Annotated in this window: 25 protein-coding genes; 16 read left to right on the forward strand and 9 right to left on the reverse strand. The window is 68.3% G+C overall.

All coding sequences use genetic code 11. The features are described from left to right. Positions 1-61 precede the first annotated feature (61 nt). Both EPAKOI_RS01260 and EPAKOI_RS01265 read left to right on the forward strand, forming a co-directional pair. Positions 62-1087 (forward strand): NAD(P)H-dependent glycerol-3-phosphate dehydrogenase, encoded by a 1026-nt coding sequence (locus EPAKOI_RS01260; protein ID WP_423192774.1) that lies wholly within the window; start codon positions 62-64, stop codon positions 1085-1087. 76 nt (positions 1088-1163) lie between these two features. Further along, positions 1164-2144, forward strand: a complete 981-nt coding sequence (locus EPAKOI_RS01265; protein ID WP_313837537.1) for a tripartite tricarboxylate transporter substrate binding protein — start codon at positions 1164-1166, stop codon at positions 2142-2144. A gap of 21 nt (positions 2145-2165) precedes the next feature. Here the strand turns inward: EPAKOI_RS01265 and trmL are convergent, their stop codons facing one another. Next, a complete protein-coding gene (gene trmL, locus EPAKOI_RS01270) occupies positions 2166-2636 on the reverse strand; it encodes a tRNA (uridine(34)/cytosine(34)/5-carboxymethylaminomethyluridine(34)-2'-O)-methyltransferase TrmL (protein ID WP_124682568.1) in 471 nt (156 codons plus the stop codon). 52 nt (positions 2637-2688) lie between these two features. Beyond that, positions 2689-3501 carry a ComF family protein gene (locus tag EPAKOI_RS01275; RefSeq protein ID WP_423192775.1) on the reverse strand — a complete coding sequence of 271 codons (813 nt, stop codon included), beginning with the start codon at positions 3499-3501 and terminating at the stop codon, positions 2689-2691. Between EPAKOI_RS01275 and EPAKOI_RS01280 the strand changes: the two genes are divergently transcribed. The 8 genes from EPAKOI_RS01280 to EPAKOI_RS01315 all read left to right on the forward strand — a co-directional run bounded on the left by EPAKOI_RS01280 (position 3490) and on the right by EPAKOI_RS01315 (position 10230). Further along, positions 3490-4428, forward strand: a complete 939-nt coding sequence (locus EPAKOI_RS01280; protein ID WP_423192776.1) for a methyltransferase domain-containing protein — start codon at positions 3490-3492, stop codon at positions 4426-4428. The two genes, EPAKOI_RS01275 and EPAKOI_RS01280, sit on opposite strands and share 12 nt — an antisense overlap. 262 nt (positions 4429-4690) lie before the next feature. Next, entirely contained in the window at positions 4691-5272 is a 582-nt protein-coding gene (locus EPAKOI_RS01285) for a DUF2244 domain-containing protein (RefSeq protein ID WP_124684984.1), read from the forward strand. Further along, positions 5269-6537, forward strand: a complete 1269-nt coding sequence (gene coxB / locus EPAKOI_RS01290; protein ID WP_124682566.1) for a cytochrome c oxidase subunit II — start codon at positions 5269-5271, stop codon at positions 6535-6537. Before EPAKOI_RS01285 ends, coxB begins: the two co-directional genes overlap by 4 nt. Before the next feature lie 42 nt (positions 6538-6579). Further along, the gene (gene ctaD, locus EPAKOI_RS01295) at positions 6580-8202 is read left to right on the forward strand and encodes a cytochrome c oxidase subunit I (RefSeq protein ID WP_423192777.1); all 1623 of its coding nucleotides are present in this window, start codon (positions 6580-6582) and stop codon (positions 8200-8202) included. Positions 8203-8260: 58 nt separating this feature from the next. Continuing rightward, entirely contained in the window at positions 8261-8407 is a 147-nt protein-coding gene (locus EPAKOI_RS01300; protein WP_313837545.1) for a cytochrome oxidase small assembly protein, read from the forward strand. Positions 8408-8444: 37 nt separating this feature from the next. Then, a complete protein-coding gene (locus EPAKOI_RS01305) occupies positions 8445-9044 on the forward strand; it encodes a cytochrome c oxidase assembly protein (protein WP_313837547.1) in 600 nt (199 codons plus the stop codon). 13 nt (positions 9045-9057) lie between these two features. Beyond that, complete coding sequence (locus EPAKOI_RS01310; RefSeq protein WP_124682563.1) at positions 9058-9273, forward strand: DUF2970 domain-containing protein; 216 nt, start codon at positions 9058-9060, stop codon at positions 9271-9273. A gap of 96 nt (positions 9274-9369) precedes the next feature. Further along, entirely contained in the window at positions 9370-10230 is an 861-nt protein-coding gene (locus tag EPAKOI_RS01315; RefSeq protein ID WP_124682562.1) for a cytochrome c oxidase subunit 3, read from the forward strand. A 91-nt stretch (positions 10231-10321) separates the two neighbouring features. Here EPAKOI_RS01315 and EPAKOI_RS01320 read toward each other — a convergent pair whose 3' ends face one another. Next, complete coding sequence (locus tag EPAKOI_RS01320) at positions 10322-10531, reverse strand: twin transmembrane helix small protein (protein ID WP_124682561.1); 210 nt, start codon at positions 10529-10531, stop codon at positions 10322-10324. A 57-nt stretch (positions 10532-10588) separates the two neighbouring features. Here EPAKOI_RS01320 and EPAKOI_RS01325 point away from each other — a divergent pair, with 57 nt between their 5' ends. The 5 genes from EPAKOI_RS01325 to EPAKOI_RS01345 all read left to right on the forward strand — a co-directional run bounded on the left by EPAKOI_RS01325 (position 10589) and on the right by EPAKOI_RS01345 (position 14841). Beyond that, entirely contained in the window at positions 10589-11395 is an 807-nt protein-coding gene (locus EPAKOI_RS01325; RefSeq protein ID WP_423192778.1) for an SURF1 family protein, read from the forward strand. Next, positions 11392-12048 (forward strand): SCO family protein, encoded by a 657-nt coding sequence (locus EPAKOI_RS01330; RefSeq protein WP_423192779.1) that lies wholly within the window; start codon positions 11392-11394, stop codon positions 12046-12048. The genes EPAKOI_RS01325 and EPAKOI_RS01330 overlap by 4 nt, the downstream gene beginning before the upstream one ends. A 44-nt stretch (positions 12049-12092) precedes the next feature. Beyond that, entirely contained in the window at positions 12093-13196 is a 1104-nt protein-coding gene (locus EPAKOI_RS01335; protein ID WP_124682559.1) for a COX15/CtaA family protein, read from the forward strand. A gap of 8 nt (positions 13197-13204) precedes the next feature. Next, positions 13205-14131, forward strand: coding sequence for a heme o synthase (cyoE, locus tag EPAKOI_RS01340; protein WP_409559024.1), 927 nt, complete (start codon positions 13205-13207; stop codon positions 14129-14131). Between the two features lie 95 nt (positions 14132-14226). Beyond that, positions 14227-14841 (forward strand): SCO family protein, encoded by a 615-nt coding sequence (locus EPAKOI_RS01345; RefSeq protein WP_313837557.1) that lies wholly within the window; start codon positions 14227-14229, stop codon positions 14839-14841. 93 nt (positions 14842-14934) lie between these two features. Here EPAKOI_RS01345 and rpoH read toward each other — a convergent pair whose 3' ends face one another. Further along, complete coding sequence (rpoH, locus tag EPAKOI_RS01350) at positions 14935-15870, reverse strand: RNA polymerase sigma factor RpoH (RefSeq protein WP_124682556.1); 936 nt, start codon at positions 15868-15870, stop codon at positions 14935-14937. A gap of 369 nt (positions 15871-16239) precedes the next feature. Here rpoH and EPAKOI_RS01355 point away from each other — a divergent pair, with 369 nt between their 5' ends. Beyond that, on the forward strand, positions 16240-17112 hold the full coding sequence (locus tag EPAKOI_RS01355; protein ID WP_423192780.1) for a pirin family protein: 873 nt from the start codon (positions 16240-16242) through the stop codon (positions 17110-17112). Positions 17113-17146: 34 nt separating this feature from the next. On the opposite strand, the gene ybiB is transcribed toward EPAKOI_RS01355, so the two are convergent. From ybiB to EPAKOI_RS01380, 5 genes are all read right to left on the reverse strand, one after another. Further along, positions 17147-18148, reverse strand: coding sequence for a DNA-binding protein YbiB (ybiB, locus tag EPAKOI_RS01360; protein WP_423192781.1), 1002 nt, complete (start codon positions 18146-18148; stop codon positions 17147-17149). 88 nt (positions 18149-18236) lie between these two features. After that, positions 18237-19040: an ABC transporter ATP-binding protein gene (locus tag EPAKOI_RS01365; protein ID WP_423192782.1), complete on the reverse strand. Its 804-nt coding sequence runs from the start codon at positions 19038-19040 to the stop codon at positions 18237-18239. A 15-nt stretch (positions 19041-19055) separates the two neighbouring features. After that, positions 19056-19964: a nitrate ABC transporter permease gene (gene ntrB / locus EPAKOI_RS01370; RefSeq protein WP_253699962.1), complete on the reverse strand. Its 909-nt coding sequence runs from the start codon at positions 19962-19964 to the stop codon at positions 19056-19058. Positions 19965-20001: 37 nt separating this feature from the next. After that, complete coding sequence (locus tag EPAKOI_RS01375; RefSeq protein ID WP_124682552.1) at positions 20002-21312, reverse strand: CmpA/NrtA family ABC transporter substrate-binding protein; 1311 nt, start codon at positions 21310-21312, stop codon at positions 20002-20004. 414 nt (positions 21313-21726) lie between these two features. Further along, positions 21727-22362: an ANTAR domain-containing response regulator gene (locus EPAKOI_RS01380; RefSeq protein ID WP_124682551.1), complete on the reverse strand. Its 636-nt coding sequence runs from the start codon at positions 22360-22362 to the stop codon at positions 21727-21729. Positions 22363-22368: the final 6 nt, after the last annotated feature.

Consider the following 22368-nt stretch of genomic DNA (forward strand, 5'->3'; position numbering starts at 1 on the left):
ACACCGCGCCTTCATCGGACCTTCCACCCATCCACCCATCCACCCATCCCTCGGACCTGCCATGAAACTGACCATCCTGGGCGCCGGCGCATGGGGCACCGCCCTGGCCAGCCACGCCGCTTCCGACAGCCGGCATGACGTGGTGCTGTGGGGCCGCGACGCGGACCAGCTTGCCGCCCTGGCCGCCACGGGCACCAATGCCGCGTACCTGCCAGGCGTGACGCTGTCGCCCCGGCTGGCGTGCCAGCCCGACTTCGACGCGGCCGTCGACCACGCGCTCGGCGATCCGCAGGGGTTGATCGTGGTGGCCACGCCGGTGTCCGGCCTGCGCGAGATGACGCGGCGGCTGGCCGGGCGCCGCAAGGGGCCGCTGGCGATGCTCTGGCTGTGCAAGGGCTTCGAGGCCGACACCCACGCGCTGCCGCATCAGATGGTGCGCGAGGAACTGGACGCGCTGGGCGGCGCTGCCGACGACGTCCGCTACGGCGTGCTGACCGGGCCCAGCTTCGCCCGGGAAGTCGCCCAGGGGCTGCCCTGCGCGCTGACGGTGGCGGGCACCACGCACGACCTGACCGACCTGGCGCAACTGGCCTTCCACCATCATGCGATGCGGATCTATGGCAGCGACGACCTGATCGGCGTGGAAGTGGGCGGCGCGGTGAAGAACGTGCTGGCCATCGCCACGGGCGCCAGCGACGGGCTGGGCCTGGGGCTGAACGCCCGCGCCGCGCTGGTCACGCGCGGGCTGGCCGAGATGACGCGGCTGGGCCTGGCGCTGGGCGGACGCACCGAGACGTTCATGGGCCTGGCCGGCATGGGCGACCTGATCCTGACCGCCACCGGCGACCTGTCGCGCAACCGGCGCGTCGGCCAGCAACTGGCCACGGGCCGCACGCTGGACCAGATCCTGCACGACCTGGGCCACGTGGCCGAGGGCGTGCGCTGCGCCCAGGCCGTGGCGGCGCTGGCGGCGCGGCATGGCGTGGAGATGCCGATCACCCGCGCGGTCTGCGCCGTGCTGTTCGACGGCCTGCCCGTTGCCGATGCGGTGGCGCGGCTGCTGCAGCGCGACGCGCGCGACGAATAGCCATCCCGCCACGCCGGCGTGCCGCGCCGGCCGTCCTTTTCCTGCCCTTTTCCTGCCCTTGTCCAAGCCGACCATCATGGCCAGTCGCCGTCAGGCCCTTCGCATTCTCGCGGCCACCGCCGCCACCGCTTCGCTGCCCGCCTTTGCCGATGCCGCGTGGCCGGCCCGTCCGATCCGCATGGTCGTGCCGTTCCCGGCCGGATCGTCGCCGGACCTGATCGCGCGGATCGTCACGGAGAAGCTGGCGGCCGTGCTCGGCCAGCCGGTGGTCGTGGAAAACCGGCCCGGCGCGGGCGGCAACATCGGCACCGGGCTCGTCGCCAAGGCGGCGCCCGACGGCTACACGCTGCTGTTCACGATCAACGGCCCGCTGGTGACGGCGCCGTCGCTGTACCGGCACCTGAGCTACGACCCGATGAAGCAGTTGGCGCCGGTGACGCTGGTGGCCACGTCGCCCAACGTGCTGGTGGTCGATGCCCGGCTGCCCGCCCACACGCTGCGCGAGTTCGTGGCGCTGGCGAAGGCGCGGCCGGGCGTGCTGAACTATGGCTCGGTGGGCAACGGCAGCGCGGCCCATCTGGCGATGGAGCAGCTGAAGGCGGCGGCTGGCATCGACCTGCAGCACGTGCCGTATGCCGGTTTTCCGCAGATCACGACGGCGATGGTTGGCGGGCAGGTGCAGGCCGGGTTCATGGTGCCGGCCATTGCCATGCCGATGGTGACGGCCGGCAAGCTGCGTGTGCTGGCGGTGACGTCGGCGGGGCGCACGGGCGTGCTGCCGTCGGTGCCGACCGTGGCGGAATCGGGCTATCCGGGCTTCGAGGCCATCTCGTGGCAGGCAATCCTGGCGCCGGCCGGCACGCCTGCGCCGATCGTCGACCGGCTTTACCGCGAACTGGTGCGGATCATCGGCAGCGACGACGTGCGGGAGCGGATGCGCGCGCAGTATTTCGTGCCGGCCGGCACGGCGCCGGCGTCGCTGCGGCAGACCATGGTCACCGAGAAGGCGCGGTGGGACAAGGTGATTCGCGCGGCCAACGTGCAGCCGGAGGACTGACGGCCGGCGGGGCGGGCCGGCTCAGGCGCCGCCCGCGAAGCCGTGCTGGCGCCAGGCCTCGAACACCACCACGGCGACCGTGTTGGACAGGTTGAGGCTGCGGTTGTTGGGGCGCATCGGCAGGCGGATGCGCTGCGCGGCGGGAAACCACTCGCGGCGCTCGGGTGCCAGGCCGCGTGTTTCCGATCCGAACACGAACCAGTCGCCAGGCTGGAAGCTGACCTCGCCGAACGGCGTGGAGCCGTGCGTGGTCAGCGCGAACATGCGCGCGGGGTCGGGCTGCTCGGCGGCCATCAGCGCGTCCCAGCTATCGTGCACGCGCATGGTCGCGTACTCGTGATAGTCCAGGCCGGCGCGCCGCATCCGGGCGTCTTCCAGCGGAAACCCGAGCGGCTTGACCAGGTGAAGCTGCGCGCCGGTGTTGGCGCACAGGCGGATCACATTGCCGGTGTTCGGCGGGATTTCGGGTTCGACAAGGACGACGTGGAACATGGGATGGCCTGCAAAAAACCGGTCCGCAGCTTACCGCGGGCGCCGCGCCGTGTCACGGTGTGCGCAGCGCCGCCACGGCCGTGACGCGGGCGGCGCCGTGGGCCTTCAGGGCGCGCGCGGCCTCGCGCAGCGTGGCGCCGGTGGTCATCACGTCGTCGACCAGGGCGATGTGCAGCCCGTCCAGCCGGGCCGCGGGGCTGACCGAGAACGCCTGCCGCAGGTTGGCCAGGCGCGCGGGCAGGTCGAGCGTGCGCTGGCTGGCGGTATCGCGAAGGCGCCACAGCATCGACGGTGACGCCGGCACGCCCAGCCGCCGCGCCAGTGGCCGGCCAATTTCCCACGCCTGGTTGAAGCCGCGTTCTGCCAGGCGCGACGCCGACAGCGGAATCGGGACCAGCAGGTCGGGCAGGGCGTGGTCGCGCATGGCGTGGGCCAGCCGCTCGGCCAGCCACGCGGCGGCGGGCAACTGGCCGCCGAACTTCAACTGCAGGATCAACCGGTCGAACGGCGCGGTGTAGTCGCCCAGCGTCAGCGTGGCGTCGATGGGATCGTCGTCGGCGCACTGGCCGCACGGGCCGTGGCTGTGCGGCGTGGCGCAGCGGGGGCAGCGCGGCACGGGCTGCAGCAGGCGGGCGGCGCAAGCGGCGCAGACCACGTCGCGCTGCACGGCCGTGCAGGCCAGGCAGGCCGATGGCAGCAGCGCGCGCCACAGGTGGGCCGCATGCCGGGCAAAGACCCTTCGGGCGCGCGGGAGCCCCGGCGCGTATACTTCCGGCGGCCCGCCCCGCGTGGCGCCCGATGGTGCGGCAGTTTGCCGCACCTGCCGATCCGACCCTTGCTGCCCTGTCCGTCCGTGTCCCTGCATGCCACCGATTCTCCTGATGCCTGGTTGCCGCCCGCGCGGCTGACCCGGCTTGCGTTCGACCGCCGTAGCCCGCGCTTCGGCCAGCTCGATTTCCTGCTGGGCGAGATTGGCCAGCGCATGCAGGAGCGGATGGAAGTGGTCCGGCTGGCGCCGCGGCGTGCGCTCGATATCGGCTGCGGCCACGGCCAGGGCCTGGCGGGCTTGCGCGCGCGGTTTCCCGACGCGCAGATCGCCGGCCTGGACATCTCCGGCGCCATGCTGCAACAGGCCGGCCAGCGCGACCCGCAGCGCCGGCCAGGCTGGATCGGCCGCCTGCTGGGCAAGCGCCCGATGTTCGACCTGGTGCAGGGCGATCTTGCCACACTGCCGTTCGCGCCGGCCAGCTTCAACCTGCTCTGGTCGAACCTGGCGCTGCACTGGCATCCCGAGCCCCATCGCGTGTTTCCGGAATGGCACCGCGTGAGCGCCGACGACGGGCTGGTCATGTTCTCGCTGTTCGGCCCGGACACGCTCAAGGAGCTGCGCGCCGCGTTTGCCGAGGTGGACCTGGACGCCCATACGCTGCGCTTCGTCGACATGCACGACATTGGCGACATGCTCGTGCACAGCGGCTGGTCCACGCCGGTCATGGACATGGAAACGCTGACCATCACCTACGAGACGCCCGAGAAGCTGCTGCGCGAGGTGCAGGCGTTCGGCGGCATGCGCCGCCCGGGCGTCGCCGGCCTGCGCGGGCGCCGCTGGCACCGCGCCGTGCTGGCCGCGCTGGACCGGCTACGTAACCCGGATGGCGTGATCCCGTTGACGTTCGAGATTGTCTACGGCCATGCCTGGAAGATTCCGGCGCGCGGCAAGCAGGCAACCGACGATCAGGGTCGCGCCATCATCCCGGTCGACAGGATCGGCCGCACCCCGCCGCGCCGCTGACGCGCGCGGGCAGCCCGGTCGCCCGACAATCGGGCCGCATCGTTTGTGTTGCCTATCGGGGGCTTGAAGGTCATGCACAAATACTTGAACAGCGCAAGCACTTCGGTCAAATCCTATGTTGTTCAGGTATGCGAAGCGCCATATAATGGGCCGGTTTGTCGCAGTGGTCCCCTGGCACAAGAACGCCCCGGCATGCACTTCGCACGTGCTCCCCTGAGGCGGATTTCGTCCCGGGTGTGCATCCGATGCAGAGTGGTTGGCGATGCAAGACTTGGGTATCGCATTCCAGACGGCAGTAGGTGACTCCGGCGGAAATCTCGACGGACGCACCCCCTTGCCGGATATCGACTGGCTGATGAAGCGGAATTGTTCGCTTTCCCCACGCCAGGTTGGCTGGTTCTACTTCTCCATCGCATGTTTCTCGATTGCCATATCGGCGCTGATGGCCGTGTGGCTAGGGGCCTGGCTCGTGCTGCCGTTCGCCGGCCTGGAACTGGCCGGGCTGGGGATTGCCCTGCTGGCGTATGCGCGCCATGCGACGGATTATGAACGCGTGAGTGTGACCGACGGCATGCTGGTCGTGGAGACAGCCAGCGCCAGTCGGGTCACGCGGGAAGTCTTCAATCCACAGTGGGTGCGGATTGAACTGGGTGAATCGTTCCGGGCGCTCGTGGTTCTGCGGTCGGACAGGCGCACCGTGCGGGTGGGGTCGTATCTGGACCCGTACCGGCGGCGCAAGTTCGCGCAGGAACTCGCGGCGGCCCTGCATGGCGTCCATCCCGGACGCCGGGCAGGGCAGGGCGGGGACAGATTTGAATCTGTAAATTGGGTAGATAAACAATGAAAATGTGGAAGAAGGCATCCGCAGCATGTCTGGCAGGCGCGTCCCTGCTTGTCAGCCAGGCGGCCTCCGCGGTCAGTGACATGCCGGGCGGCCCCGCCGTCCGACAGCTCAACCTGACCGAACCCGTTACAAAAATCGCCGAACAGATTCATTGGCTGAACTGGATGATGCTGATCATCTGCACCGTGATCTTCATCGCGGTGTTCAGCGTGATGTTCTATTCCATCTTCAAGCACCGCAAGAGCAAGGGCGCGAAGTCGGCCTCGTTCCACGAAAGCATCACCGTGGAAGTGGTCTGGACCATCGTGCCGTTCCTGATCGTGATCGCGATGGCGCTGCCCGCCACCAAGACCGTGGTGGCGATGAAGGACACCACCAACTCGGACATCACGATCAAGGCCACCGGCTACCAGTGGAAGTGGGGCTACGACTACCTGAAGGGGCCGGGCGAGGGCATCTCGTTCGTCTCCACGCTGACCACGCCGCGTGAGCAGATCAACAACCAGCAGGAAAAGTCGAACACCTACCTGATGGAGGTGGACAACGAGCTGGTGGTGCCGGTCAACAAGAAGATCCGCATCGTCACCACGGCCAACGACGTGATCCACGCCTGGATGATCCCGGCCTTCGGCGTCAAGCAGGACGCCATCCCCGGCTTTGTGCGCGACACGTGGTTCCGGGCCGAGAAGACCGGCATCTACCGCGGCCAGTGCGCCGAGCTGTGCGGCAAGGAACACGCGTTCATGCCGATCGTGGTGCGCGTGGTTTCGGACGCCGAGTACACCAAGTGGGTGGACGACCGCAAGAAGCTGATGGCCGCGGCCGCCGACGATCCCAACAAGACCTGGACGATGGACGAGATCAAGGTGCGCGGCGAGAAGGTCTACGCGGCCAACTGCGCGGTCTGCCATCAGCCCAACGGCAAGGGCGCGGGCGCGTTCCCGGCGCTGGACGGCTCCAAGGTCGTCACCGGCCCGAAGGCCGGCCAGATGCACGTCCTGCTGGAAGGCAAGGGTGGCATGCCGTCGTGGAAGCAGCTCTCGGATACCGAGCTGGCGGCCGTGATGACCTACACCCGCAACAGCTGGAGCAACAAGACCGGTGAAGTGATCCAGCCGGCGGACTTCGTGAACGCTCGCGCGGGCAAGTTCCCCGAGGGCGGCGGCGCGCAAGCCGGCGCTGGCGACGCGGCCCCCAAGGCCGGCAAGCCGGCCACGTCCAACGACAAGCAGGCCAGCCTCGCGGGCAACCGCGTCGCGGGCTGACCCGCGGCAGCCCCGCATTCAGGAATTGATGGAGTCATTGCGATGAGTACCGCTACCCCGGAGACACTGGGCCATCCGCACGACCACGCGCACGATCACGGCCACGATCATGACCATGCGCACGATCATCCGCATGGCTGGCGCCGCTGGCTGTTCGCGACCAACCACAAGGACATCGGCACGCTGTACCTGCTGTTCTCGTTCACGATGCTGCTGTCGGGCGGCGTGCTGGCGCTGCTGATCCGCCTGGAGCTGTTCGAGCCGGGCCTGCAGTTCTTCCGCCCCGAACTGTTCAACCAGTTCACCACGATGCACGGCCTGATCATGGTGTTCGGCGCGATCATGCCGGCATTCGTGGGCTTTGCGAACTGGATGATCCCGCTGCAGATCGGCGCCTCGGACATGGCCTTCGCACGGATGAACAACTTCAGCTTCTGGCTGATGCCGCCGGCCGCGCTGCTGCTGGTGGGCTCGTTCTTCGTGCCGGGCGGCGCCACCGCCGCGGGCTGGACGCTCTACGCGCCGCTGTCGGTGCAGATGGGCCCCGGCATGGACATGGCCATCTTCGCCATGCACATCATGGGCGCGTCGTCGATCATGGGCTCGATCAACATCATCGTGACCATCCTCAACATGCGCGCCCCGGGCATGACGCTGATGAAGATGCCGATGTTCTGCTGGACGTGGCTGATCACGGCGTACCTGCTGATCGCCGTGATGCCGGTGCTGGCCGGCGCCATCACGATGGTGCTGACCGACCGCCACTTCGGCACAAGCTTCTTCTCGGCGGCCGGCGGCGGCGACCCGGTGATGTACCAGCACATCTTCTGGTTCTTCGGGCACCCCGAGGTGTACATCATGATCCTGCCGGCGTTCGGCATCGTCTCGCACGTCGTGCCGGCGTTCGCGCGCAAGCGCCTGTTCGGCTACAGCTCGATGGTGTACGCCACGGCGTCGATCGCGATCCTGTCGTTCATCGTCTGGGCCCACCACATGTTCACCACGGGCATGCCGGTGACGGGCCAGCTCTTCTTCATGTACGCGACGATGCTGATCGCGGTGCCCACGGCCGTGAAGATCTTCAACTGGATCGCCACCATGTGGCGCGGCTCGATGACGTTCGAGACGCCGATGCTGTTCGCCATCGGCTTCATCTTCGTGTTCACGATTGGCGGCTTCACGGGCCTGATGCCGGCCGTGGCGCCGATCGACATCCAGCTGCAGGACACCTACTTCATCGTGGCGCACTTCCACTACGTGCTGGTGGCGGGCTCGCTGTTCGCGCTGTTCGCGGGCTTCTACTACTGGGGCCCGAAGTGGAGCGGGTTCATGTATGACGAAATGCGCGGCAAGATCCACTTCTGGGGCTCGCTGATCTTCTTCAACGTGACCTTCTTCCCGATGCACTTCCTGGGCCTGGCCGGCATGCCGCGCCGCTACGCGGACTACCCGACGCAGTTCACGGACTTCAACGCCGTGGCCTCGCTGGGCGCGCTGGGCTTTGGCCTGATGCAGGTGTACTTCTTCTTTGCCGTGGTGCTGCCGTCGTACCGCGGTGGCGCGGCCGCCGGCGACAAGCCGTGGGATGGCGCCGAAGGGCTGGAATGGACCGTGCCGTCGCCGGCCCCGTTCCACACCTTCGAGGAACCCCCGGTGGTGAAGTAATCCGCAGTGACGAGGCCGGATGCCCGCGGGGCGTCCGGCCGCATCGAGACAGAAAGACATGCAGCCCTCAGCAAAAAGCCCATCGCAGCAGGCACGCGAAGCCAGCCAGAAAGCCGCCAACCGGCGCCTGGGCTGGATCCTGCTGTCCATCGTGATGGTCTTCTTCCTGGGATTCGTGGCCAAGATGAAGTTCCTTGGCGGCTGACCCGAGCAGCAAGACGGACAAGACCGGAGACAACGCCGTGCAAGCGCAGGACAAGGCCCTGGAGAAGCGGTTCAACCGCGGCATGCTGATGCGGCTGCTGGTGGTGGTCACGCTGATGTTCGGCTTTGGCTACGCGCTGGTGCCGCTGTACCGGGCCATCTGCGACCTCACCGGCATCAACGTGGTGACCACGCGTGACCTGTACGGCGCCAGCAACGCCGTGCGCAACACGCAGGTGGACCGTAGCCGCACGATCACCGTGGAGTTCGATTCGAACACGCGCGGGCCGTTTGCGTTCCGGCCGGTCAGGCATTCGATGGAAGTGCACCCTGGCGAGCTGACGACGATTGTCTACGAGGTGGCGAACGGCCAGCCGCGCGACATCTCGGCGCAGGCGATCCCGAGCTACGCGCCCAAGCAGGCCACGGAGTACTTCCGGAAGGTGGAGTGCTTCTGCTTCAAGCAGCAGACGCTGAAGGCGAACGAGGCGCGCGAGATGCCGGTGGTCTTCGTGATCGATCCGAAGCTGCCGAAGGACGTGAAGAACATCACGCTGTCGTACACGTTCTTCGAGATCGGCACGCCGGTGGCACAGGCCCCGGAAGCCGGCGCCGCGGCGGCGGCCCAGGGCGGCTGAGGGGGGCCGGGCCATGGCGACGGACGATCCGGTGCACCGCAAGGCGTCGTTCGCACAGACGGTGCGGGCGGTGCTGTGGTCGTTCATCGGGCTGCGCAAGGGGTCGGAGCATGAGTCGGACATGGCGCGCCTGAACCCGGTGCACGTGATCATCGCCGGGCTGATGGCGGCGGCAGTGTTCGTGGCGGTGCTGATCGTCATCGTGCGCGCCGTGGTCAGCCAGGCATAGCAGGGCAGCAGATACAAAGCGAGCACGCCGCCGGCCAGATGTCGGGGCCGGACGGGCGGATAACATGAATCGAGACTTTGAGCTGGAGATAGAAGAATGAGTGCGAATCGCGCAAACGCCCCGTACTACTTCGTGCCGGGCCCGTCGCGCCATCCGATCACGGCGGCGTTCGGGCTGCTGCTGACCGGTGCGGGAGCCGCCGGCTGGGTCAACGGGCAGCCGTGGGCGCCGTATGTCTGCGGCTTCGGCCTGATCTGGTTCCTGTTCGTGCTCAAGAGCTGGTTCGGCGACGCCATCGGCGAGTCCGAGGGCGGGCTGTACGGCAAGAACATCGACGTGTCGTTCCGCTGGTCGATGGGCTGGTTCATCTTCTCCGAGGTGATGTTCTTCGCGGCATTCTTCGGCGCGCTGTTCTACGCCCGCACCATCGCCATGCCGTGGCTGGGCGACCTGAACAACAAGATCATCTGGCCGGATTTCGCGGCCGTGTGGCCCCACACCGGCCCGGCCGGCACCGTGGAGTCGTTCCAGACCATGGGCCCGTGGCCGATCCCGACGATCAACACGGCGCTGCTGCTGACCTCGGGCGTGACGCTGACCTGGGCGCACCATGCGCTGCTGGCCGGCAAGCGCAACCAGGTGATCCAGGGCCTGGTGCTGACGATCCTGCTGGGCGCGCTGTTCATGTGCCTGCAGGTCTACGAATACATGCACGCCTACCAGGAACTGAACCTGAAGCTCACGTCGGGAGTCTATGGTTCGACGTTCTTCCTGCTCACGGGCTTCCACGGCTTCCACGTGACGATGGGCGCCATCATGCTGGCCGTGGTGCTGGGCCGCGTGCTCAAGGGCCATTTCACGCCGGACCACCACTTCGCGTTCGAAGGCGCAGCCTGGTACTGGCACTTCGTGGACGTGGTCTGGCTTGGGCTGTACGTGGTCGTGTACTGGTTGTAATGCAGGGGCCGCCGCCCGACGGCGGCGTTGCAAGACAAGCGAGAAGCGCCGCGGGAGCCATCCTTCGCGGCGCTTTTTTCTTGGGCCCGGCTCAGGGCGACATCTGGATGCCGGTGCTCTGGATCCAGCCCATCCAGTGCGAGAACAGGATGAACAGGAACAGCGCCACCGAGAAGCCGACGCGCAGCATCAGCGAGCGCATCATGTTGGGGGTGCGACCGCGGTCGCGCATCATGAAGAACAGCGCGGAGGCCAGGCTGCCGATGATCAGGATGAAGGCGACGATGATGACGAAGCGCATGGGGGGGCTCTTTTCGGCGAGCGCCCATTATCGCACCGTGCCCCACGGAGAACACCCGTGACGACCCGCAGGCGCTGGCGCGCGCCGGGCCCGGTGCCGACGGTGGCCGCGCTGGTGGTCATCGCCGTGACCTGCGCGCTGGGCAACTGGCAGCTGCGGCGCGGCCACGAGAAGACCGACCGCGCCGCGCGGCTGGCCACGCTGGCCGCGCAGGCCCCGGTGGCGCTGCGGGCCGGGCAGGCCGATGACGGCGCGCTGGTGGACCGCCGCGTGGTGGCGCGCGGCACGTTCGAGGCGGCGCACACCGTGCTGCTGGACAACCGCCCGCACGGCAACGGCACCGACAGCCGCGCGGGATTTCTGGTCCTCACGCCGCTGCGGCTGGCCGATGGCGGGCACGTGCTGGTGCTGCGCGGATGGCTGCCGCGCGACGCCCAGGACCGCACCCGCATCGCGCCGTTCGCCACGCCGGCGGGCGAGGTGTCGGTGGCCGGTATCGCGCTGGCCGCCGTGCCGCGCGTCTACAGCCTGGGCCAGGCCCCGTCGGCCGAGGCCGGCCGCAAGATACGTCAGAATATCGACCTTGCCGCGTTTGGCGGCGAGATCGGGGCGCCGCTGCTGCCCGTGGTGGTGCAGCAGGCCACCGACACAGGCGACGGCCTGGCGCGCGACTGGGCGCCGGCCGACCTGGGCGCGGACCGCCACTTCGGCTACGCCGCGCAGTGGTTCGGCCTGGCCGGGCTGACCGTGGTGCTGGTGGCGGTGCTGGGCTGGCGCAGGGCCCGGCGCGAAGACCGGCAGGATGAACCGCAGGCAGGCCGGCAGAACGACGCCGGACCCACCAATCGAATGATCGAACGATGAACGTACAGACGCCTCCCATGTCGCAGCCCGACCCCTCGGCCACGCCCGACCCCCGCATCGACGCGCGCACGCGCCGCGGCCGCCTGCAGATGCTGATGCTGCTGCTGGTCTGCGCGTCGCCGGTGCTGTTCTCGTATTTCACCTATTACGTGATCAAGCCGACCGGCGGATCGACGAACTACGGCGCGCTGGTCGATCCGCAGCGCCCGATGCCGCCCGTGCAACTGGTGGACGAACGCGGCGACGCGCTGCCGCTGGCGTCGCTGCGCGGCAAGTGGCTGATGCTGATGACCGACGGCGCCGCCTGCGACGAAGCCTGCGCGCGCAAGCTGTTCACGATGCGCCAGATCCGGGCCGGGCAGGGCGAGGGCCGCGAGCGGATCGTGCCGGTCTGGCTGATCCAGGACGCCGGCAAGGTGGACGGCCGGCTCGTCGACGCCTACAACGAACCCTATGCCGGCGTGCGATTCCTGCGCATGGACCGCGCCGCCATCGCGCAATGGCTGCCGGCGGCGCCCGACGGGCGCGTGGAGGACACGATCTACCTGGTCGACCCGCTCGGCAACCTGATGATGCGCTGGCCGAAGGACCCCGACCCCAAGAAGATGAGCGGCGACCTGAAGAAGCTGCTCAAGTATTCCCGCATCGGCTGATGGGCCGACCGCTCCATTCCTCTGTCTGACCTGGCTGTACCGAAATGCTGCTCCAGCTCGCCATCATTGGCATCCTGATCGCCCTGCTGCCGCTGTCCTACGTGATGGTGCGCGGCAGCCGCGACAAATACCGCAGGCTCGTGTGGATCACGGCGTTCCTGACGCTCGACCTGATCATGTTCGGCAGCTTCACCCGGCTGACCGACTCCGGCCTGGGCTGCCCCGACTGGCCGGGCTGCTACGGCCATTCCAACCCGCACGCGGCGATGGAGCCGATCCGGGCGGCCGAGACCGCGCTGCCGAGCGGCCCGGTGACGCTGGCCAAGGCGTGGATCGAGATGATCCATCGCTATTTCGCCATGGCGGTGGGCGTGCTGATCATCTCGCTGATGGTGCTGGCGTGGGTCCGGCGGCGGGAACTGAAGCAGTCGCCGTGGTACGCCACCGGCGTGTTCGTGCTGGTCTGCGTGCAGGGCCTGTTCGGCGCGCTGACCGTGACGATGAAGCTGCAGCCGATCATCGTGGTCACGCACCTGATGCTGGCGATGCTGCTGCTGGCGTCGCTGATCTGGCTCGGCTCGCGCAACGAAGCGCCGCATCCGGTGGCGCCGCAGGCCGCGGCGCTGCGCTGGGCCGGTGTGCTGGGGCTGGTGCTGCTGGTGATCCAGATCTTCCTGGGCGGCTGGGTGAGCACCAACTACGCGGTGCTGGCCTGTACCGATTTTCCGCTCTGCAACGGCCAACTGGTGCCCGAGATGGACTTCCGGCACGGCTTCACGCTGTGGCGCCAGCTGGGCATGACCGCCGACGGCGCCTACATTCCGCACGCGGCGCTGGTGGCCATCCACTGGGTGCACCGGGGCTTTGCGTTCGTGGTGCTGGGCTACCTGCTCTGGTTCGGCCTGCGCGCGCGGCGGCTGGAGGGGCTGTCGCGCCACGGCAAGTGGCTGCTGGCCGTGCTGGCGCTGCAACTGGCCACCGGGATGTCGAACATCGTGTTCGACTGGCCGCTGGTGGCCGCCGTGGCCCATAACGGCGGGGCGGCGCTGCTCCTGATGCTGTTGCTCCGTCTCAACTACAATATCGGCCTCGCGACCCGCTCCGCCGGCGCCGCCGCCCAACCCGCCGTGGCGGCGCGCGCCACATGAAAGACAAGATGCCCCCCGTGGTTACCGCTACCCATCCCCATTCCTCCGTGGGCCGATTACGACACCTAGCCCGCCAATATGCCGCGCTGACCAAGCCGCGCGTGACGCAGCTAGCCGTGTTCTGCTCGGTCATCGGCATGTTCCTGGCCACGCCCGGCATGGTGCCGTGGTCCGTGTTGATCGGCGGCGCCGCCGGCATCTGGCTGCTGGCCGGTGCCGCGTTTGCCATCAATTGCCTGGTCGAGCAGAAGATCGACGCGCTGATGCGCCGCACCGCGTGGCGGCCGTCGGCCACGGGCGAGATCACGACGGCCCAGACGCTGGTGTTCTCGGCCATCCTGGGCGGCGCCGGCATGTGGCTGCTGCACGTCTTTGCCAATGACCTGACGATGTGGCTGACGTTTGCCACGTTCCTGGGCTACGCGGTGGTCTACACGATCCTGCTGAAGCCGGCCACGCCGCAGAACATCGTCATCGGCGGGCTGTCCGGCGCCATGCCGCCGGCGCTGGGCTGGGCCGCCGTGGCGGGCACCGTACCGGCCGAGGCGTGGTTCCTGGTGCTGATCATCTTCACGTGGACGCCCCCGCACTTCTGGGCGCTGGCGCTCTATCGCCGCGCCGACTACGCCAAGTCGGGCCTGCCGATGCTGCCGATCACCCACGGCGAGCGCTACACGCTGCTGCACATCCTGCTGTACACGCTGGTCATGATCGCCGCCACGCTGCTGCCGTTCGTCTATGGCATGAGCGGCTACATCTACCTGGCGGCCGCGCTGGGGCTCGGGCTGGTGTTCCTGGGCTATGCCTGGAAGCTGTTCCGCAACTATTCGGACCAGTTGGCGCAGCGCACCTTCCGCTATTCGATCCTGTACCTGTCACTGCTGTTCGCGGCGCTGCTGGTGGATCACTACTTCAAGTTCGTGCCGCAGGTCTGACCCGCCGGTCCTGCGGCATCTTGCCGCGCCCGGAAGCCATGGCCGATGTGATCGGCGATACTTTCGGGCGTCTTCCCTCCTACCCGCCTCCACGCATGCCGACTCCCGCCCCCGGCCTTCTGGCCACGTTCCGCCGCCTCTGCCTGCTGGCGCTCTGCACCGCGCTGCTGGCGGCCTGCGGCCAGCCGAAACCGTCGTTCAAGAACGTCGACATCTCGGGCGCCAGCGACTTCGGCAAGGATTTCGCGCTGCTGGACCCCGCGGGCAAGACCCGCACGCTGGGCGACTTCAAGGGCAAGGTGGTGCTGATGTTCTTCGGCTACACCCATTGCCCGGACGTCTGCCCGACGACGATGGTCGAGCTGAAGCAGGTCATGGAGCAGATGGGCCCCGACGCCGACAAGGTGCAGGTGCTGTTCGTCACCGTGGACCCGGAGCGCGACACGCCGGCGCTGATGGCCCAGTATGTGCCGGCCTTCGACGCCCGCTTCCTGGGCCTGCGCCCGGCCGACGAAGCCGCGCTGAAGAAGCTGGCCAAGGACTTCAAGGTCTACTACGCCAAGGTGCCGGGAACGTCGCCCAACAACTACACGATGGACCATTCCGCCGGCAGCTACGTGTTCGACCAGAACGGCCAGCTCCGGCTGTTCATCCGCCACGGCCAGGGCCCCGAGCCGATAGCGCACGACCTGAAGGCGCTGATGTCCTGACCGGGGCGGGGTGCGGCGCGCTGCGGCGCGCAGGCAAACAAAAAGGCCGGTCAATCGACCGGCCTTTTGCATGGGGCGCGTGGCCCGGAAGGATCAGGCAAACGCGGCCAGCGCGCCCTTCATCTTCTTCATCGCGGCCACCTCGATCTGGCGGATGCGCTCGGCGGACACGCCGAATTCGTCGGCCAGCTCATGCAGCGTGGCGCCGCCCGAGCCGTCGTCGTTCACGTCCAGCCAGCGCGCCTCGATGATGCGGCGGCTGCGCGGGTCGAGCTTGCCCAGCGCCTCTTCCAGCCCTTCCACCTGCAGGCGGTCGCGCGTCTTGGCCTCGATGACCTTGGTCGGCTCGTTATGGTTGTCCGCCAGGTAGGCGATGGGCGCGAATTCCTCCTCGCCGTCGTCGACCTGGCCTTCCAGCGCCATGTCGCCACCCGCCATGCGGGTTTCCATCTCCATCACTTCCTCGGGCTTGACGTTCAGCTCGCGGGCGACGGCTTCTACCTGCTCGGGGGTGAAGGTGTGCAGCCCCTGCTTGTGGCTGCGCAGGTTGAAGAACAGCTTGCGCTGGGCCTTGGTGGTGGCCACCTTGACCATGCGCCAGTTCTTCAGCACGTATTCGTGGATCTCGGCCTTGATCCAGTGCATCGCGTACGACACCAGGCGCACGCCCTGTTCGGGGTCGAAGCGCTTCACGGCCTTCATCAGGCCGATGTTGCCTTCCTGGATCAGGTCGGCGTGCGGCAGGCCGTAGCCCAGGTACTGGCGGGCGATGGACACCACGAGGCGCAGGTGCGACATCACCAGGCGGCGCGCGGCATCGACCGATTCGTTGTCGCGCAGGTCGCGCGCCAGGCGAAGCTCTTCCTCGGGCGTCAGCATCGGGATGCGATGTACCGCCTGGATGTAGCTTTCCAGATTGCCCAGCGTGCCCGGAAACGTCAGCGCAAGGCTGTTCGCGGCAGCACTCTGGGGCGCCGTCGGCAGACGGCGGGAAACTTGGGTGGGATCGGCAGACAAGACTGCGTTCACTATGACTCCTTTCGCATCCGGCGGTGGGTTGCCGGTGTGTCCCGGAAGGACACCGCATTGCAACGCATATTAGCACTCGAACCGGACGAGTGCTAAGTTAGAAGGCCTATGGGGTTGATAGTTCCACCCGATTAAAACCGGGTTGTTGATAGCGGTAAGTTGCCATCACAATTTCGCCAAGCCCTAGTCCTGACAAGGCCTCCCGGGCCATGGGCCCGCTCGACAGAAAGATTAGAGGGGCGCGGCACCCATCGGTTTCCGATGATTTCCTCGCATTTGCGGGATGGTGAATTGCGGGATTCGCTACACTGAAGCCCATTGGCAGCCACATCGGCCAGTCGCATTGCACCATTCCCCGGAGACGTTCTCATGTCTGCTATCGAACACTTGCTGAAACCCCATGTGCGGGACATCGGCGAGTTCACCGTTCGCCGCCTGCTGCCCGCTGCCACGACCCAGACGGTCGGGCCTTTTATCTTCTTCGACCACATGGGCCCGGTGGTGATGGAGGCCGGCCACGGCATGGATGTGCGCCCGCATCCACATATCGGACTGGCCACGGTTACCTACCTGTTCGAGGGCGCGATCCTGCACCGGGACAGCCTGGGCAGCGAGCAGGTGATTCGCCCCGGCGACGTGAACTGGATGACGGCCGGCACCGGCATCGTTCATTCCGAGCGCACGCCCGACGACGAGCGCGAAGCCGGCCCGCGCGTGCACGGCATCCAGACGTGGGTGGCGCTGCCGAAGGCGCATGAGAATGATCCGCCGTCGTTCCACCACCATCCGGGCGCGACGCTGCCCAAGCTGGAATTGCCGGGTGTGCGGATGACGGTGATTGCCGGCGATGCATTCGGCGCGGAATCGCCGGTGCGGGTCTACAGCCGCACGCTGTACGTGGCCATCGAGATGGATGCTGGCGCCACCCTGGTCATCCCGCCCGAGCACGTGCAGCGTGGCATCTACCCGGTGGAAGGCAACCTGGAAATGGACGGCGAGACGCTACCCGCCGAGCACCTGGTGGTGCTGACGCCGGGCGAGCCGGTGACGATTACCGCGACGCTGCCGTCGCGCGTGATGCTGCTGGGGGGCGATCCGACCGACGGCCGCCGGTTCATCTTCTGGAACTTCGTGGCCAGCAGCAAGGAAGCCATCGAGGAAGCCAGCCAGCGCTGGCAGGACGACAAGTTTCCGCACGTGCCCGGCGAGACCGAGCGGATTCCGCTGCCGGTGCGGCGCTAGGGGCCCCAAAAGCCCCCGGCCCGCCGGCCGCCGCTCAGACCGGGCTGGCCCAGGCGACGCGCGTGGCCTGCGCCAGGCAATCCTTGATCGTGGCGATCTGGGTGGCGATCGGGGCCGGCACGGGCTCGGCGCCATCGAGTACCTTGCGGATCCACGCCGCCGTGTCGGCCACGTCGGTCCCGGCCGGCAGCGCCGGCACCTCGCCGATGGAGCCGCCCACCGGGTCCACCATCGTCCGCTGATGCCCGTCGTGCAGCCAGTCGATCCGCGTGCTGCGGCGCGCGTCGGCCACCACCTCGCCCTCGGTGCCCCGGCCCAGCAGCACGTTGGCCGGCTCGTGCGAGAAATAGTCGGTCAGCGTCTCGCGGTACTCGGGGTGGGTGTAGCTGTACAGCCGCAGCGCCTCGGCCGGCGTGTGGGCGCCCACCGGCTGCAGCATCTTGACGATCGTGTGCGACGAATTGCGCAGGCCGATGATCGCGCGCTTTTCCAGCAGGGCCGCCAGCGGGGGCGAGAGCACGTCGATCGGCAGCACGGCCAGCGGGTTGGCGCCAGCGCGCAGCTGGTCCTGCGCGGCGCCGGTGGTCGCGCACAGCGGCACGCCCAGCGCCTCGAACAGGGCCAGGCTCGTCACGCGGCCATGGAACGCCCGCACGCCGTGCACCAGCGTGGGGACGCCGTCGCGCGCCAGCAGCATCGCCAGCAGCGGCACCAGGTTTGGCTGCTTGCGCGCGCCGTTGTAGCTGGGGATGACCACCACGGGCTTGTCCGGCGGCGCGGCCAGCGGCTGGCAGTGCCGGTGCGCGGCTTCGAGCATGCCCGCCAGTTCGTGCGGGGCTTCGCCCTTGATGCGGTACGCCATCAGCACGGCGCCCAGTTCGATGTCCGAGACACGGCCGGCCAGCATCGCGTCGAACAGCACCTGGGCGTCCTCGCGCGGCAGCGCGCGGGCGCCATTGACGCCACGGCCGATTTCCTTGATGTACTTGGCCGCCGAGAACGGGGCGGACTCGGGCGCAGCGGATGCGGTAGTCATGGTGCGGCGGGGAATCGTGGGGTGGGTTTGGGGTTCATGATAGCCCACGATGCGCGCCGGATCGCGTCCGCGGCGGCCCGGGGCGTGCTCAGGCGGCCTCCTGCAGCGCGGGGTTGCGCTGCTTGCGATACAGGAAGTCCAGCACCGCCGTGCGGCACGCGTGGTAGGTGCGGTCGTCGGCCAGCGCCACGCGGTCGCGCGGCCGGGGCAGGTCCACGGCCAGGATCTCGCCGATGGTGGCCGCCGGGCCGTTGGTCATCATGGCGATGCGGTCGGCCAGCAGCACGGCCTCGTCCACGTCGTGGGTCACCATGACCACCGTGCTCCGGGTGCGCGCGACGATCTTGATCAGCTCGTCCTGCAGGTGGGCGCGGGTCAGCGCGTCGAGCGCGCCAAACGGCTCGTCCATCAGCAGCACCTTCGGCTGCATCGCCAGCGCCCGCGCAATGCCCACCCGCTGCTTCATCCCGCCCGAGATCTCGTGCGGATACTTCGCTTCCGCGTGCGTCAGGCCGACCAGCGCCAGCGCGTCGTGCGTGCGGGCCTGGCGCTGGGCCTTGCTCTCGGTGGCGCCGAACACGCGCTCCACGCCCAGGTGGACGTTTTCGAAGCAGGTCAGCCACGGCAGCAGCGAATGGTTCTGGAACACCACGGCGCGCTCGGGGCCCGGCCCGGCAATCTCGCGGCCGGCGCAGATCAACGCCCCGGCCGTGGGCAGCGTGAGCCCGGCGATCAGGTTCAGCAGCGTGGACTTGCCGCAGCCCGAGTGCCCGATCAGCGTGATGAACTCGCCTTCGGCGATGGACAGGTCGATGTCGCGCAGCGCCACGAACGGGCCCTTGCGCGTCTTGAACGTCTGGCCGACGCCTTCGATGCTGACAGATCGTTCCATGTGGTGGCTCCCCGGTCAGTTGTTGCCGTAGCTGAAGCGGCGCGCCAGGGCCAGCAGCAGGTGCTCCAGCACCAGGCCCACGACGCCGATGATGAAGATGGCGATGACGATATGCTCGACCTTGAGGTTGTTCCACTCGTCCCAGAGCCAGAAGCCGATGCCGGTGCCGCCCGTCAGCATCTCGGCGGCCACGATCACCAGCCACGCGGTTCCGATGGACAGCCGCACGCCGGTCAGCATGTACGGCAGCACGGCCGGGAACAGCACCTTGCGGAAGACCGTCCACTCGGACAGGTCCAGCACGCGCGCCACGTTCAGGTAGTCCTGCGGCACGCGCGTCACGCCTACGGCCGTGTTGATGATCATCGGCCAGATCGAGCAGATGAAGATGGCCCAGATGGCCGCCGGGTTGGCCGCCTTGAACAGCAGCAGGCCGATGGGCAGCCACGCCAGCGGCGACACCGGCCGCAGCAGGCTGATCACCGGCGCGGCCATCGCGTTCAGGAACGCGAAGCGCCCGAGCAGGAAGCCGGCCGGGATGCCGATCACGGCCGCCATGCCAAAGCCGGCCGCCACGCGCGCCAGCGACGCCAGCACGTTCCAGCCGATGCCCTGGTCGTTGGGGCCGTTGCGATAGAACGGGTCCGAGAACAGCGGCACGGCCGCGTTCCACGTGGCGCCCGGCGTGGGCAGCGCCGGGATCAGCGTGGCGATGCCGTGCCAGACCAGCAGGAACAGCACGAAGCCGGCCAGCGGCGGCACGCAGCCCAGGACGCCGCGCGCGACGGCATCGCGCCGCGCGGCCAGCCGGGCCTGGGCGGCCAGTTCCTGCGCGCGGCGGCGCGTGTGCTCCTTGGCTTCCGGGTCGATGGCGTCTGCGTCCATGGCAGCACCCTTGGGAGACGTCGAGGCGATGGCGTTCACGGCAAGCTCCTTTCCGAAGAGCGGTGAGTAGTCGGGATCAGAGGGCGGCTGCCTTGATCCTGAAGCCGTCGGCGTACGCCTTCGGGTCCTTGGTGGCGTCCCAGGTGACGCCGTCGATCAGCTTCGCGGTGCGGAAGTCGCCCTTGGGCAGCGGCACCTGCGCCGCGGCGGCGCCCTGCTTGTAGATGTCGATCCGGTTCACCTGCCGCGCCACGGCCAGGTAGTCCGGATGGTCCTTGAGCAGGCCCCAGCGCTTGTGCTGGGTCAGGAACCACATGCCGTCGGACAGGAACGGGTAGTTGGCCTGGCCGTCCTGGTAGAACTTCATCGCGTCGGGGTCGTCCCAGGTCTTGCCCAGGCCGTTGCTGTAGCGGCCCAGCATGCGGTCCAGGATGATGTCCATGTCGGTGTTGACGTAGGACTTGGCGGCGATGGTCTCGGCGGTCTTGCGGCGGTTCGAGGCCGACGCGTCGATGAACTTCGACGCCTCCAGGATGGCCGCCACCATCGCGCGCGCCGTGTTCGGGTGCTTCTGCACGAAATCGGCCGTGGTGCCGAGCGTCTTCTCCGGGTGGTCCTTCCAGATCGACTGCGTGGTCTCGGCCGTGAAGCCGATCTTGTCGGCAATCGCCCGCGCGCCCCAGGGTTCGCCCACGCAGAAGCCGTCCATGTTGCCCACGCGCATGTTGGCCACCATCTGCGGCGGCGGCACGGTGATGGCCTTGGCGTCCTGCATCGGGTTGATGCCGTTGGCCGCCAGCCAGTAGTAGAGCCACATCGCGTGCGTGCCCGTGGGGAAGGTCTGGGCGAACACGTACTCGCGCTTTTCCTTCGCCATCTGCGCCTTCAGGCTGGCGCCGTCGCGCACGCCCTTGTCGGCCAGCTTCTGCGACAGCGTGATGGCCTGGCCGTTGTGGTTCAGGTTCATCAGCACGGCCATGTCCTTCTTGGGGCCGCCGATGCCGAGCTGCACGCCGTAGATCAGCCCGTAGAGCACGTGCGCGGCGTCCAGCTCGCCGTTGACGAGCTTGTCGCGCACGGCCGCCCATGACGCCTCCTTGCTCGGGGTGATCTTGATGCCGTACTTCTTGTCCAGGCCCAGCGTGGACGCCATCACCACCGAGGCGCAGTCGGTCAGCGGGATGAAGCCGATCTTGACCTCGGTCTTCTCCGGCGCGTCGGAGCCGGCCGCCCAGGCGCCGCTGCGCACCAGCGGGTCCACCAGCGTCATCACGCTGGCGCCGGCGATGGTGGCCAGCGCCCGGCGGCGGCCGTTGCTGGCGGGGGCGTGGTCGGCGGCGGCGTTGTCGGCGACGTCTGGCTTGGCGATCTTGAGGCGAGAGGGCATTGCAAGGGCTCCGAAATGAAAAAAGGCGTCCCGACCGCCGCCGGCCATCGTCGATGAGAGGCCGGGGACGGTGCAGGACGCCGTTGTCCGATGCCGCGCGGGTCGTCGTTGATCCGCGTGCAGTCATGTTGTGGTGATGCCGGTGATGCCGGTGCTACGGGGTGAGGCTCGGGACTGCCGGCCGTCGTTGGCCTTGGATGCCAATCACGCAAGCGCCATGCCATGCTCGTTGCGGTGCACAAATTCCTGGTCAGGCGGCGGTTTTCCCCATCCGGAGGCGCAAAGCCTGCGGACGGTGCATGCGGCGGGCATGGCCCGGCACGCGCCGGGGTGGCGGCGGGATCGTGGCAGTGCGGCGGGGGAAAGTGGTGCGGCACCCGGCTTGTGCATGCACAAGTCCGGGCAGGGCGGGCGTCAGCCCATTACGTCGATCACACGCTGGGCGGCGTCGGCCAGCTTGATGCCGCGTTCCATGGCCATCGAGCGCAGGCGCTTGAACGCTTCGTCCTCGCTGATGCCGCGCGCCTCCATCAGCAGGCCCTTGGCGCGCTCGACGGTCTTGCGCTCGGCAAGCTGCAGCCGGGTGGCGTCCAACTCGGCGCGGAGCTGCTGGTCCAGTTCGAAGCGGGCGTAGGCCACGTCCAGCACGGTCTTGACGCGCTCGGCGCGCAGCCCGTCGACGATATAGGCCGTGATGCCGGCCGACAGCGCGGCCTTGATGCGCTGGGCGTCGTCGTTGTCGGTAAAGAGGACGATGGGCCGCGGCGCGTGCTGGGTCGACACGCAGACATGCTCGATCGTGTCGCGGGCGGCCGATTCGGACGCGATGATGACGAGGTCCGGCAGCGTGGCGGCGATCACGTCGGGCAGACGCAGGTCCGCCTCGACGGTCTGCACCGCGGTGAAGCCGGCCTGCGCCAGTCCGGCGCGGATGGTCTCCACGTTGAGCGGATCGGCGTCGTGCGGGTCCCGCACCAGCAGGATGCGCAGGATGCGGGGTCCCGCGGCCGGCGGCGGACTGGCAGGTGGGGGCGGATGGCGGCGGGTCATGGCGGT

It is taken from the genome of Cupriavidus sp. H18C2, from assembly GCF_049393795.1.
Classification (GTDB): Bacteria; Pseudomonadota; Gammaproteobacteria; order Burkholderiales; family Burkholderiaceae; genus Cupriavidus; species Cupriavidus pauculus_C.

Coding starts and splice junctions, on each gene's coding strand:
- EPAKOI_RS01260 (WP_423192774.1), top strand. CDS start 62: ATGAAACTGACCATCCTGGGCGCCGGCGCATGGGGCACCGCCCTGGCC.
- EPAKOI_RS01265 (WP_313837537.1), top strand. CDS start 1,164: ATGGCCAGTCGCCGTCAGGCCCTTCGCATTCTCGCGGCCACCGCCGCC.
- trmL (WP_124682568.1), bottom strand. CDS start 2,636: ATGTTCCACGTCGTCCTTGTCGAACCCGAAATCCCGCCGAACACCGGC.
- EPAKOI_RS01275 (WP_423192775.1), bottom strand. CDS start 3,501: ATGCAGGGACACGGACGGACAGGGCAGCAAGGGTCGGATCGGCAGGTG.
- EPAKOI_RS01285 (WP_124684984.1), top strand. CDS start 4,691: ATGCAAGACTTGGGTATCGCATTCCAGACGGCAGTAGGTGACTCCGGC.
- coxB (WP_124682566.1), top strand. CDS start 5,269: ATGAAAATGTGGAAGAAGGCATCCGCAGCATGTCTGGCAGGCGCGTCC.
- ctaD (WP_423192777.1), top strand. CDS start 6,580: ATGAGTACCGCTACCCCGGAGACACTGGGCCATCCGCACGACCACGCG.
- EPAKOI_RS01300 (WP_313837545.1), top strand. CDS start 8,261: ATGCAGCCCTCAGCAAAAAGCCCATCGCAGCAGGCACGCGAAGCCAGC.
- EPAKOI_RS01310 (WP_124682563.1), top strand. CDS start 9,058: ATGGCGACGGACGATCCGGTGCACCGCAAGGCGTCGTTCGCACAGACG.
- EPAKOI_RS01315 (WP_124682562.1), top strand. CDS start 9,370: ATGAGTGCGAATCGCGCAAACGCCCCGTACTACTTCGTGCCGGGCCCG.
- EPAKOI_RS01320 (WP_124682561.1), bottom strand. CDS start 10,531: ATGCGCTTCGTCATCATCGTCGCCTTCATCCTGATCATCGGCAGCCTG.
- EPAKOI_RS01330 (WP_423192779.1), top strand. CDS start 11,392: ATGAACGTACAGACGCCTCCCATGTCGCAGCCCGACCCCTCGGCCACG.
- EPAKOI_RS01335 (WP_124682559.1), top strand. CDS start 12,093: ATGCTGCTCCAGCTCGCCATCATTGGCATCCTGATCGCCCTGCTGCCG.
- cyoE (WP_409559024.1), top strand. CDS start 13,205: ATGCCCCCCGTGGTTACCGCTACCCATCCCCATTCCTCCGTGGGCCGA.
- EPAKOI_RS01345 (WP_313837557.1), top strand. CDS start 14,227: ATGCCGACTCCCGCCCCCGGCCTTCTGGCCACGTTCCGCCGCCTCTGC.
- EPAKOI_RS01355 (WP_423192780.1), top strand. CDS start 16,240: ATGTCTGCTATCGAACACTTGCTGAAACCCCATGTGCGGGACATCGGC.
- ybiB (WP_423192781.1), bottom strand. CDS start 18,148: ATGACTACCGCATCCGCTGCGCCCGAGTCCGCCCCGTTCTCGGCGGCC.
- EPAKOI_RS01365 (WP_423192782.1), bottom strand. CDS start 19,040: ATGGAACGATCTGTCAGCATCGAAGGCGTCGGCCAGACGTTCAAGACG.
- EPAKOI_RS01375 (WP_124682552.1), bottom strand. CDS start 21,312: ATGCCCTCTCGCCTCAAGATCGCCAAGCCAGACGTCGCCGACAACGCC.
- EPAKOI_RS01380 (WP_124682551.1), bottom strand. CDS start 22,362: ATGACCCGCCGCCATCCGCCCCCACCTGCCAGTCCGCCGCCGGCCGCG.